Raw genomic sequence first — 14140 nt, forward strand, 5'->3', positions numbered from 1 at the left:
TTATAGCAATCATGAAAAAAATCAATTCATCGCTTTTAATGTTAGTAGTTTTTTTTGTAACCTCCTGTTCTAATATTTCAGTAGAAAAAGAAATTACCATTTCTACCTTACTTAACGAAATTGTAGACCGTGAGCAAATAGCAGAATTCCCTACAAATAACTATAAATCCTTGCAAGCTAGCAGTTACAATAGAGAATCAGTTTCATCAGATAAACCCGGTTGGTTTGCAGATAGTGATGGCATAGGTTTTATCCGAACAGAGGAAAACAATGGAAAAAAAGAATGGGTTATCATGGAAGATGATGGACCAGGTGTTATTACTAAGATTTGGGCTGTATGTTTTTACTATGGTTTTAATAATAAGACGGGACCTAACATTAACATTTACCTAGATGGTGAAATTACACCAACCATTTCTACAAATTTTTTCAAACTAATAAAGGGACTGGATTTTGTAAAAGCACCACTTGCAGATGAGTCAGCCAGAGCAGGAAACTTATATTTTCCTATACCGTATGCTAAGAGTTGTAAGATTACGATGGATAACAAGGCTTCTTATAACATCATTAATTACAGAAAATATCCAACAGGAACAAAGGTTAAGACTTTTTCAATGGAAGCGTTTAAGCAAACATCTGAACTACAAAAAAAAGTAGCACATGTTTTAGATACCAGACCAGAACCAAAAGGAGAGAAAACCACTATAGTGAGAACCCTAGAAAAAGGAGATCAAATAGCTATGAGCCTGGATAGGGGGCTTGCTATTAAGCAACTGGAAATCAAACTGGATAAAACCGAAGATATGGCTCAAGCACTTCGTTCGGTGGCATTGAAAGCTACTTTTGATGGAGAGCAAACAGTATGGGTTCCTGTGGGTGATTTTTTTAACAATGTAGGTAAAGTAAGGGCATACGATATGTGGGAACGTTCTGTAAAAGCAAATGGCACTATGGTTTGTCGTTGGGTGATGCCTTTTGAAAAAGAAGCCCAATTATATCTTGAAAATATGGGAGACCTAAGTGTAAAAGCAAAGTTAACAGTGACCACAGACGAATATAAATGGACAGAAAATTCCATGCATTTTTACGCGACCTGGCAAATGGATGATCCCGTGCCTACATTTCCATTATTTGATTACAATTTTTTAGAAGCTCAAGGTAAAGGGGTGATTGTCGGTGATGAGTGGTCTGTATTGAACCCTATTGAAGGTTGGTGGGGAGAAGGTGATGAAAAAATATATATTGACAATGATATAGAAAAAAACTTCCCATCTCATTTTGGAACAGGCACGGAAGATTATTATGGATGGGCAGGAGGTGTAGTACCTACTCCGACAGATGAGTTTGCCAAACCATTTTTGGGAAATATTATTGTAGGAGAACAAAAATCTAAAGGATATAATGTTTGCACAAGAACACGTGTTTTGGATGCAATTCCTTTTAATAAGCAAATACAATTTGATATTGAATCATCGTGCGGTAAGCGTAGTAAATCTCATTTTTTACAATATGCTCAAACTACATTTTGGTATGGTATACCCGGAGTAAAGCACAATAGAGAACCTTTGCCAGAATTTGCGTCGGCAAAGTTACCATCTATTGAAGATTTAGAAAAGGAAATAGAAAAAGCCAAAGGGTCACAATATATTGTTGAAGGGGCTTTGGAAGCAGAATTACTTCCAATTATTGAAAAAAGTGATAAGGTCAAGGAGAATTTCAGTGAAATTCCAATGTGGGGGGAAATAAGCTCTGGATCCATGAAAAACATATGGTTTGAACAGCCAGGAGATTTTGCAGAGTTAAAAATTACAGAACAGTTTGAAAAATCTAAAATTAGTATCTGCGCAGCTGTAGGACCAAACAGTGGTAGTTTTGATGTCTATGTTAATGGAATCAAAAAAATCACCCAAGATTTTTATACCCATCATGAAGGCATTACAAATCCGTATTTAGATTTGGGAGATTGTGAACCTTTAAACAATGCTTTTATAGTTCGATTTGAATATAAAGGGAACCATTTGAAATCTAGATCAACTAAAAACAAACATGCCTTGGGTCTTGATTTCTTTTTAATTGATAATAATTTTATGAATAGAAATTAGACATAATAAAATAAATTTAAATATAGATGAGATTTTATAAAGGTGTTTTATCATTTATCGTTCTGTTTTCATTTGAAACATTCATAACTAAAAACGTTAATCATGCAGAAAGTTAATTATGTAAACGATGCATGGCAATTAAAAAAACAATAAATATAAACAGATGAAAAACAATTTAATATTATTAGTAACTGTATTGATAATGAGTTGTAATAGCTCGAAGAAGGACAATACTTTTTTACTTTCAGACATTCAAGAATATTATAAAGCTGCACCAGATGGTGTGGAAACTCGTTGGTATAGTTCAGAAAACAAAAAGGGAGAAAAAGGCAAAGGAGGAATGACCAATAAAGGTGCTAAGGGAGATGCATTTACAATGATTGGGCCAGGTGATAAAACGGTAATTTTGGATTATAATGGTGCTGGTATTATTACAAAAATATGGTCGGCAAACTCAATACAATGGGTAGAAGAAGATCGACGAAAATTAAGCATTAATATGTATTGGGATGGTGAGGAAAAACCAGCTGTGTCTGTCCCATTTACTGATTTTTTTGGTGTCGGCTTAGGCTTAACAAGCACTTTTGAAAATAAATTCTTTGCCATGCCAGAAGGACGTTCATTTAACTGTGCAATACCTATGCCATTTCGTAAAGCCGCTAAGGTTGAAATTGTAAATGAGTCTGACAAGTTTATCATGTTCTATTATAAGATCAATATGGTTAAAATTCCAAAATTGGATGATAACGCTTTATATTTTCACGCCTATTGGAATAGAGATACAGCCACTGTTAAGGGGGTTGATTATGCAATCTTACCTAAAATAGAGGGAAGAGGACGATATTTAGGAACTAATATTGGTGTTATTGGCAGTGAAAAATATAAAGGAACTTGGTTTGGAGAAGGAGAAGCAAAAATCTTTCTAGACGGCGATACTAAGTATCCTACGTTAGTGGGCACAGGAACCGAAGATTATATTGGCACTGGTTGGGGACAAGGAGAATATGCCAATAGAATTCAAGGAAGTACAGTATCTAATAGAAAACATGATATATATACCTTTTATCGTTTTCATACCTACGACCCTGTTTACTTTCATAATGATTGTCGTGTAACTATTCAACAAATTGGGAATTCAAGAAAAGGAGGAATTATAAGATTAAATAAAAATGGTGCAGACATAACACCTGTGTGGTCTTATGTCGAAAAGGATGGTTATGATGCTGCTAAGCGGTATTTAGATATGGAAAATCCTCCCGCATTAGAGAGTGAGGAATTCCCTGGTGCATCATCTACAAATTTTTATAGAAGTGATGATGTATCAGCTACCGCTTATTTTTATTTAGACAAGCCATCATCTAATCTTCCTACTTTACCTTCTGTAGATTTAAGAGTTAAGCATATTAAGGAAAAAGTATTTGATAAATTAAAATAAAAAGATATTAAATGCTAATTATGTAATCTTAGTTTAAGATCACTTATTGATTTGCATCCAGTACAAGCATTATACTTTCAAAATCAATTTACTATGCGTTATTATTTATATTCGTTTATTCTAATCTTATTATTAAGTAGTTGCTCAGAAAAAAATAAAACATTTGTAGAATCGGAAATTTCAATAATTCCCAGGCCTGTTAAACTTGTTTTAGCCGAGGAATCTTTTGCTTTTAAAGAAGGTCTTCAGATTCACATAAACTCTGAAGAACAAAAAACAGCAGCTAATTACCTTATAGGTCTTATTAATAAAACAGCGGGCTACCAGTTAGAATTAAAAGAAAATCAAGGTGCTTCTATAGTCTTCGAAAAAATGGATGGACTACAGCCAGAAGCCTATCAATTGGATGTCACACCTAAACAAATAACTGTTAAAGCAAGTGATGCAGCAGGGTACTTTTACGGAGTACAATCGATTCATCAGTTATTGTCAAAAGAAGTTTCAGATGAAACTAAAAAAACAAAATGGTTAGTCCCATCGCTGTCAATTACGGATGCACCACGATTTAAATGGCGAGCATATATGTTGGATGAGTCACGTTATTTTCATGGCGAGGAATTTGTAAAGCAAATGTTGGATCAAATGGCATTGCTAAAGATGAACGTATTTCATTGGCATTTAGTTGATGATGCTGGGTGGCGAATAGAAATAAAAAAATATCCGTTGTTAACAGAAATTGGAGCATTCCGTAAGGATACAGAAATTGAATGGTGGGGTAGTGGTAAAACTTCTGGAGAACCACATGGAGGTTTTTATACTCAACAGCAGATTAAAGATATTGTTGCCTATGCATCTGAAAGAAATATTACGGTAGTTCCAGAATTTGAAATGCCTGGTCACTCCAGTGCTGCCATAGCCGCTTATACCTGGTTAGGTACCGCAGGTGTTGATATAGATGTACCCGTGAAATTTGGAAGATTATATGATAATTATGATGTGACCAAACCAGAAGTTATCCAATTTATTAAGGATGTATTATTAGAAATTTTTGAAATATTTCCTTCCGAAGTGATTCATATTGGAGGTGATGAAGTGGGTTATAAAGTTTGGGAGGAATCAAAACCTGTTCAAAAATACATGAAAGAAAATGGTATAAAAACACCAGCAGATTTGCAGATAGATTTTACTAATAAAATTTCTAAATTTATAGAACGAAATGGACGTAGAATGATGGGGTGGAATGAAATTATGGGGGTTAACATTCATGAAGGATTTAAAGAAAAGAAACATGATAAAGCAGCCGAAACCGAATTGGCTAAAAATGTAGTGGTACACTTTTGGAAAGGTAATTTGAAACTCGCTACTGAAGCTGCTGAAAAAGGATACGGTATCGTTAATTCTATTCATACCCATACGTATTTAGATTATAATTATAATGATATAAGTTTAGAGAAAGCTTATAAATTTAATCCAATCCCTAAAGGATTGGACGAGCAATATCATAAAAACATATACGGATCTGGTTGCCAAATGTGGAGTGAATGGACACCTACAAATCCTGATGTTGAACGTCAAACATTCCCAAGAATAGCCGCATACGCAGAAGTGGGGTGGACAAAGCTGGAAAAAAAGGATTTTGAAAGTTTTAAAATAGCTTTGAAAAAATTGCAAAAATATTGGAGTTCATTAGGTATTAATTATCAAGTGATTAAATTTTAGATTTCAAAATAGTAACGAACTAAGATTAAAGGACAGAACCACAAGTCGAATTCATGACCTTCTGAGGTTGTGGGTTTTTTATTGTCTACTATTATGCTCTACTCGATGCGGACTTGAATTCTTAAAATTATTTAGTTTTGACATCTAAACCAATTGTTAGGTTTTGTCTTAATGAATCAAATTTACCCAACTCTGAAATTAATAATTGATTCGACATTTTTTCTGTACGCTCTACTAAACGAGACTTATTTCTCTTTTCTATTTTTGAGATTTCTAATTGTAGATAATATTTAAAAATAATTTATATTAGATATTGGTAATGAAAAATTGATATTTCACTATTATGTCACCAATTCTTTTGAAAAGAATTATAGGTCAATAGATAAGAGAGATAAAGAAAATAGTTCGAATCCTTCAGGGCTCACTTGAATATTTTCAATTCAATTCATTACCCCACAGTTCGATAGGAACTGTGGGGTTTTTGTTTTCATATAATTTCGATTTAATTCGCTTGATATCATTTTTTTGTGGGAAGCGGTATTACAAATTCTACGAAGAGTGTGCATTAAATATTTAAAAAGAAAGAACTATCTAGAAAGTATTTTAAATTAATTATTAAAAGATGAATAATAGAACTATAAAATTTGTAAACACGTTTATGTTAATATTTTTGTTTTCTTTAATAGCTAGTTCGCAAACCAATGAGATTGTTTATTTATGGCCGGATAAAGTATCAGGGAAAAATAAAATAAAACATGACGCGGTTCAAACTCCGGATACAACAGGTCATGTTGTTAGGTTAACAGATGTAACAAATCCTACTTTAACTGTATTTAAACCAAAAGATTCTATTAGTAATGGGATTGGAGTCATTGTGTGCCCAGGTGGCGGATATAAGATATTAGCAATAGATAAAGAAGGGTATGAAGTTGCAGAATGGCTAAATACATTAGGGTTTACCGCTTTTGTATTACAATATAGTGTTCCAGATAAGCGAGAAGCCGCTTTATACGATATTCAAAGAGCGATTAGAATAATAAGAGGCAAAGCCAAAACATGGCATTTGAGCACTAATAAAATTGGAGTTATTGGATTTTCTGCGGGAGGAAGTTTAACGGCAAGAGCCAGTACATTATATTCTAAAAACATGTATCCCAATATCGACAGCTTTGATAACATATCTTCCCGTCCAGATTTTTCGCTATTAATTTACCCTGCATATTTAGATGAAGGAGAAGATAGAACACTCACTTCAGAATTATTGGTAGATAATAATACACCGCCAATGTTTATTTTTGGAACAATAGATGATCCCTATGGAAATAGTGCCTTAGTCATGGCACGGGCATTAAGGGATGCTAAAGCTTCGGTAGAACTACACGTACTTCCTGCCGGTGGACATGGATATGGGCTGCGCTCTGGGAATATTGCAGCCGAAACCTGGCCAGTCTTGGCCGAAAAATGGTTAAGAAAAATAATTACAGATTAAATACTAAATCAAGGTATAGCGCATCTAATATAAAACTTGTTATGTGTTATTATATATGGATATACAACCTTATATTTACATAGCAGATATTTTAATTAGATTAAATGTTAAAAGTCTTAAAATACGTATTATTTTATTTACTATCCATATCGGTATATTCTCAAAATAGTGATATTAAGTTTGATTATATTGATGATAATAATGGACTTTCCAGTAATTCTGTTTTATCTATAAGCCAAGATTCTTTAGGTTTTATGTGGTTTGCTACTCGGTATGGGCTAAATCGTTATGATGGCTACGAAGTAAAAACATATTATCGCAACACAGAAGATGAAAATTCTATAAGCAATAATCATATTAATAAAGTTTTTAAAGATAGTAATCATAATTTATGGGTAGCTACTAAAAGTGGTGTAAACCGCTATAACAAAAATTTTGATAGTTTCACTAGGCTAGAAATTAAAAACAATGCATTGGATTTTACAAATGACTATTTTATAGATATTATTGAAGATTCCAATAAGAGTATTTGGCTTTTAAGCTTAGCATCTTTGGTTAAGTGTAGAACTTTTGATATCAAAAATGCGAATCCAAAATTAGAATCTTACCACGATCTTTCTACTATTAAGCCTAAATGCTTATATGTCGATAAAGAAAACACTATTTGGATAGGAGCGGAAGAAGGGCTTTTTATTATAAAAAACAAACGCCTCTCTCCTTATAAATTAATTAATACAAAACATACAGAAACAATAATCTCAATTAATAAAATTTATGAATTAGATAATGGAGAGCTAGCACTTGCAACCGAAAATGCAGGCTTGCAGGTATTAAATATAAAAAGCCAAAGAATCATTAATTATTTACGGAATGATAACAATAATGAAAACTCTTTGGTTAATGATAGGGTAAGATCGATTTTTGAATCAAAGAAGGGAGATATATGGCTTGGAACTCGAGATGGTTTAAGTGTCTTAAATCATGAAAAGAATCGTGTTACAAACTTTTTGCATAAATCAATAGATCAAAATTCGATTAGTGATAATTCAATAAAAGATATTTTTGAAGATAATGCTGGAGGGATTTGGTTGGCTACCTATGCAGGTGGAGTTAATTATTATCATCCCGAAAATTCAAAATTTAAGCATATTAAAAGGGATTTTATAAATTCTAATAGCCTATCATCAGATAAGATTTCTTTTTTGTATAAAGATAAAGGAGGTGTTTTATGGATTGGTACAGAAGGTAGTGGTATTAACAGGTATAATGAAGGAAATGGTGTTATAAAGTCTTACTCCAATTTTCCAGATCATTATGAGGCTTTAGATAATATCAAAGCGATTGCAGAGTCCAATAATCAATACCTATGGCTAGGAACCAATGGCGGGCTTAGTAAGTTTGATAAAGAAACACATACATTTACTAATTTTACTAATAACCCTTTAGATCCTAATTCTCTTTCTTATGATCAAATTCATTCTATTTTACATGATTCTGGAATTTTATGGATTGGAACCAACGGAGGTGGTTTAAATAAGTTTGATATTTCTAAAAATACATTTCAAGTTTTTAAATCTAATGATTCTGAATCTGGTATTATTTCAGATAATATAAATCATTTGTTACAAGAAAAAAATGGAGGACTATGGATCGGTACTGAAGCAGGAATAGACTTTTTACTTCCGGATAAATTAAATTTTAATCGTTCTGATGCCTTTAAACAATTACAGAGAAAACTAAACCCTAGTATTAATAATGTGCTATTTAGTGACGATCATAACTATTTATGGATAGGCACAGAAGGAGACGGATTGATAAGTATTAACAAAGATAAACACAGCATTCAATTTTATACACGAGCGGATGGATTACCAGGAAACATTGTTTATGCTATAGAGCAAGATAAAAAATCTAATATTTGGATAAGTACAAATAAAGGGTTGTCTAAACTCACTTTAAATTATCTTAAAGATTCCATTGAGCTTGTTAAAGTAAATAATTTTAATAAAAAAGATGGATTACAAGGAAATCTGTTTTCATACAGGTCTTCATTTAAAGATCGTTTTGGAATGATGTATTTTGGAGGGGTAAAGGGATATAACACGTTTTACCCCAGTCAAATTCTTGATACATCTTCGAGGCCTTCAGTTATTTTTACCGATTTTAAAATAAACTATGAGACCATTAAGCCTGGTGATAAAAAATCACCACTAGTAACAGATATTACTAAAGCATCAAATATCACACTAAAATATGATCAGCAACCGTTTTCGTTTACCTATGCTGGGTTGCAATTTATTAATCCCAATAATTTATACTATTCGTATCAATTAGAAGGTATTGATGATGATTGGGTTATAGCTGGAAAAGAACGTACGTTAACTTATACACGTTTGCACGAGGGGAGTTATGAGCTTAGAATAAAGGCCTCAGACAATCTAAATCAATGGGGAGATGATTATACTAAAATTGCAATTACTATTTTACCTCCACCTTGGCGCTCCTGGTGGGCATATTTATTATATGTATTTGTAAGTATTTTGGCTTTAATCTTTGCTATATATTATACAAATAAGTGGTTTCAATTAAAAAACATATTGGCATTAGAAAAACTTAGTAAAGAAAAGGAGCACGAACTTCATGAAAGAAAAGTTAAGTTTTTTACAGATGTTTCACATGAATTGCGTACACCACTTACTTTAATACTGACGCCTCTGGAAAAGTTAATGGATGAGACTAAGAATAATTTAAAGTTTAATAAAAAAATTAGAATTATTCAAAATAATAGTAGAAAGATGTTATTGCTTATTAATCAGCTTTTAGATCTTCGAAAATTTGAAACGGGTCATGTAAAATTAGAAATTGCCGAAGGCAATATTTCTAAATTCATAAAAGAAACAACACTTCCTTTTAGAGAAATGGCGAAAATTAAAGGAATGGATTTTAGTTATAAACCTTCAAAACCTCATATTAGTTTTTGCTTTGACAGGGTAAAGATGGAAATAATTATTTATAACTTATTATCTAATGCATTTAAAGCAATTTCATCCCATGGAAGCGTGGAGGTGAGACTAGAAGAATTAAGCAAAAAAGATGAGTTAGGTGATGTTAGGCCTTTTGTTAAAATTGAAGTAGAAGATAATGGTAAAGGTATTCCTGAAAAATATACTAAAAGTATTTTTGATCGATTTTACCAATCGGAAAACGATACACAATTAGGAGTTAATAGTAGCGGTATAGGGCTTGAGTTGACTAAAAGAATGGTAAAACTACATCAAGGAACTATTACGGTGTTTAGTAAAATGCCTACAGACACAACAGCAGGAAAAACGATTTTTACTATAGAAATACCACAAGGCAATATAGATCTAGAAAGTAAGCCAATAAAAAGAGAGCATGCTAAAGGTAATGAACAATCATTGTATAAAACGGAGTTGCTAAAATCTGAATTATATGACTACCAAGTTGAATCTGAAAGCAGAAAATTTGATGAGATCTTAAGCTTGGGAAAAGATACACCTGCTTTGTTAGTTGTAGAGGATAACAAGTCTATTTCTAATTTAATATGTGATTTATTTAAAGATGATTTTAAAGTTAGAACGGCTTACAATGGAAAAGAAGGGTGGAATAAAATTTTAGAAAATATTCCAGATATTGTAATTAGTGATATCATGATGCCGGAAATGGATGGTCTGGAATTATGTAGGATGCTAAAAACAGATAAAAGAACCTGTCATATTCCAGTTATATTGTTAACTGCCAGAACATCGGTTACATTTAAGTACGAAGGTATGGAAACCGGTGCCGATGATTATGTTAAAAAACCTTTTAGCACAAAATACCTTTCAATGCGGGTTAAAAGTTTATTACACCAGCGTAAGTTAGTACAAGAGCATTTATTTAGAAATAGTGTTATACAGCCAAAAGAACTAGGCTTAAACTCAACAGATGAGGTTTTATTAACGAAAGCTGTAAAATATATAGAAGAGAATCTAGATAATCCTGAACTTTCTGTTGAGAACCTGAGCAATCATTTAGGATTAAGTAGAGTACATTTTTACAGAAAAATAAAAAGCATTGCAAATGTTACAGCTGTAGATTTTATTAAAAACGTAAGATTAAAAAAAGCAATACAATTATTAGAATCTGATAGCTATAGTATTAAGGAAGTAAGATATCTTACAGGATTTAATGATGCTACATATTTTAGAACGTCTTTTAAAAAATTATTTGGCGTAAACCCTTCTCAATATATTAAAGAATCTAAATCAGGTAACAAATAGTTTAGAGAAATTTTCTTTCAATAATAAGTGTTATAGGTTACTAAAAAGGGCTATTAACCCCTTTAAATACTAGGCATGTAACATTTACCCTCTTTATCGTAACATAAGCCTTTACTGTTTTTTTAGTATTAGAATAACTTTGGAATACAATTAACTCTAAAAACTAATTTTAATACAAACAAAAATCAATTTTATGAAAAAATTTACAATTTTAATTTTGCTATTATTAACTACAGTAACAGTGTTTGCGCAAGTAAATATTACTGGTGTAGTTAAATCGGCAGAAGACGGACAGCCTTTACCGGGGGCAAGTATCATAGAGAAGGGGACTAGTAATGGGGCAAGTTCAGATTTTGACGGAAATTTTTCTCTTAATGTTGCTAATTCCGATGCTATTTTGGTGGTATCATATATTGGATATACAACGTTAGAAATTGCTATTGGAACTCAAACACGGATTGAAATTCAACTACAACAAAATGCAGCTGCTTTAGATGAGATAGTAGTTGTAGGATATGGAACGCAAAAGAAAAGTGATGTTACCGGTTCTGTGGCGTCAGTATCAAAAGATCGATTAGAGCAGGTGCCCAATACCAATTTTACACAAGCTTTACAAGGATCTGTTCCGGGTGTTTCCATAGTAAATAATTCAGCAAATGCTGAAGGAAATGATGTTAGTATTATTATTCGGGGGAGGAATTCTATTTCTGCCAGTAATTCTCCTTTAGTGGTTTTAGATGGTGTGCCATATAGTGGAAGTATATCTGATATAAACCCAACAGATATTCAGTCTATTGAGATATTAAAAGATGCCTCATCTGCTGCAATTTATGGATCACGAGGTGCTAATGGGGTCATATTAATTACGTCTAAGAAAGGAAAAAAAGGAAAAACAAAGATTAGTTATGATGGCTTTTATGGTATTGAAGAGGTAGCTAATCTACCTGATCTTTTAACACCATCAGAATTCTATGCCTTTAAAAACATTAGAGAGCCAGGTACAATATCAGATTCCGAAGAAGCGCTTTTTCAAAGTGGAGGTGGTACAAATTGGTTAAATGAAGCTCTTGGAACGGGGTATAAGCAACAGCATACATTATCCGTTTCTGGTGGTGGAGAAAACATGAACTATTATGTGTCAGGAAGTTATTTGAACGTAGAAGGTGTTGCAGTTAATGACTCTTATAAACGGTCATCTCTTCGTGTCAATCTGGAATCAGACATAACAGATTGGTTAACACTTGGTACAAATACACAACTTTCACATGGAGATAGAAGTGGTCTTCCTAGCAACTGGGGAGGTGATGCTGGAGCATTTTATATGAACCCATTAACATCTTTACGTGACGAAAATGGCGATTTCACCATATATCCATGGCCTGAAGAAGTATTCTTTGGGAATCCTTTACAACCTACACTTGCAGCGAATAATGATGTAACTTCTAAAGTATTTACCAGTAATTATATTAATATTGATTTTCCTTTTATTCCAGGCTTGTCATATAAATTTAATTCTGGGGTAGAATATACCAATCGCAATAGAGCGACTTATTATGGTAGAAACACTAAAATTGGATTGGAAAGTCAAGGGTCTGCAGAAACTCAAGACATATTAACAACCAATGTTCTTATAGAAAATATTATAAATTACAACCGCGAAATTGGAAAACATAACTTGTTCGCAACGGCATTATACAGTTATCAAAATAATGAAATAGAGAGAGATCAGGTTGAGTCACAAGGGTTTCCAAATGATGTACTTACTTGGTATCAGCCTAATATAGCAAGTTTAGCAGTTTCGACAAGAGATGCAGAAGAGTTTAGTATTATTTCTTCTATGTTAAGGTTAAACTATAGTTTTGATAGCCGTTATTTATTAACCTTAACAGGAAGGCGAGACGGTTTTTCCGGATTTGGTAGTGATACCAAATGGGGTAATTTTTATTCAGCGGCAATAGGATGGAATATCCATAATGAAGCCTTTATGGAAGATTCTAAATTTAATACTTTAAAGCTTAGGCTGTCTTATGGGAAGAATGGAAACCAGGCAGTAGGGCCTTATGAGACGTTATCAAGACTTTCAGAATTATCATATCTTAATGGTAGCAATACGGCTCCTGGATATACGCCTTCAAAGCTTGGTAACCCATCTTTAGGTTGGGAATCGACAACATCATATAACATAGCTGTAGATTATGGTTTATTTAATAATAGATTTCGCGGTAGTATAGATGTATATAAATCTGAAACAGAAGATCTTTTATTGGAAAGACAAATCTCTCCAATTCATGGAATTAATACGATAACGCAGAATATAGGTAAAACCGAAAATTTTGGAATAGATTTTTCTTTATTTGCCGATGTAGTAAAGACTGATAATTTTAGATGGAATATTGGTAGTAATCTTACTTATAATAAAAATGAAATTGTGGATCTTTATGGAAATGGAGAAGATGATGTTTTGAATGAATGGTTTATAGGTAAACCTATACGCGTAAATTATGGCTATCAATTTGACGGCGTGTATCAAGTTGGAGATGATATTGCAAATTCGGCTCAACCAAGTGCTCAACCAGGATACGCAAAAATTGTAGATCAGAACGGTGATGGAGCTATAGATACAGATAAAGATAGAGTAGTCATTGGACAGTTGGATCCTAAGTACATAGCGGGATTAAACATGACATTTTCTTATAAAAATATTACTTTAAATATTGTTTCACAGGGTGCTTTTGGGGTTACTAAGGCCAATACATTACTTTCAGATCTGGTTTGGGGAGAAGTTCGTAGAAATACCACTAATAAAAATTGGTGGACACCAGATAACCCTACAAATAGTTATTGGGCTAACCATATTGATGCTAATATTAATGGCGTAACGATTTTTGAAAAGGCAGATTATTGGAGGCTAAAAGATATAACACTTTCATATAACCTTCCTACAAACATCATGGATAAAATAGGGCTAGATCGTGTTAGATTATATTTTACTGGACGTAATTTATTTACAATCACCAAATTTAATGGGCTAGATCCAGAGTTAACCAATAACCGCAATATTCCTTTACAAAAAACATACACGTTAGGAATTAATATAGGTCTTTAATCAATG

6 protein-coding genes are annotated in these 14140 nt (G+C 32.7%); all 6 read left to right on the plus strand.

Annotation, left to right across the window (positions count from 1 at the left end; all coding sequences use genetic code 11):
* The first annotated feature begins 11 nt into the window (after nucleotides 1-11).
* Complete coding sequence (locus Q4Q47_RS14910) at nucleotides 12-2102, plus strand: glycoside hydrolase family 172 protein (RefSeq protein ID WP_303307430.1); 2091 nt, start codon at nucleotides 12-14, stop codon at nucleotides 2100-2102.
* 163 nt (nucleotides 2103-2265) lie between these two features.
* Complete coding sequence (locus tag Q4Q47_RS14915) at nucleotides 2266-3537, plus strand: glycoside hydrolase family 172 protein (RefSeq protein WP_303307431.1); 1272 nt, start codon at nucleotides 2266-2268, stop codon at nucleotides 3535-3537.
* Between the two features lie 93 nt (nucleotides 3538-3630).
* Entirely contained in the window at nucleotides 3631-5256 is a 1626-nt protein-coding gene (locus Q4Q47_RS14920; protein ID WP_303307432.1) for a beta-N-acetylhexosaminidase, read from the plus strand.
* Nucleotides 5257-5878: 622 nt separating this feature from the next.
* Nucleotides 5879-6745 (plus strand): alpha/beta hydrolase, encoded by an 867-nt coding sequence (locus tag Q4Q47_RS14925; protein ID WP_303307433.1) that lies wholly within the window; start codon nucleotides 5879-5881, stop codon nucleotides 6743-6745.
* A 104-nt stretch (nucleotides 6746-6849) separates the two neighbouring features.
* Nucleotides 6850-11028, plus strand: coding sequence for a hybrid sensor histidine kinase/response regulator (locus tag Q4Q47_RS14930; RefSeq protein ID WP_303307434.1), 4179 nt, complete (start codon nucleotides 6850-6852; stop codon nucleotides 11026-11028).
* A gap of 193 nt (nucleotides 11029-11221) precedes the next feature.
* Entirely contained in the window at nucleotides 11222-14134 is a 2913-nt protein-coding gene (locus tag Q4Q47_RS14935; RefSeq protein ID WP_303307435.1) for a SusC/RagA family TonB-linked outer membrane protein, read from the plus strand.
* The last annotated feature ends 6 nt before the right edge of the window (nucleotides 14135-14140 follow it).

Source organism: Flavivirga spongiicola, from assembly GCF_030540825.1.
GTDB lineage: Bacteria > Bacteroidota > Bacteroidia > Flavobacteriales > Flavobacteriaceae > Flavivirga > Flavivirga spongiicola.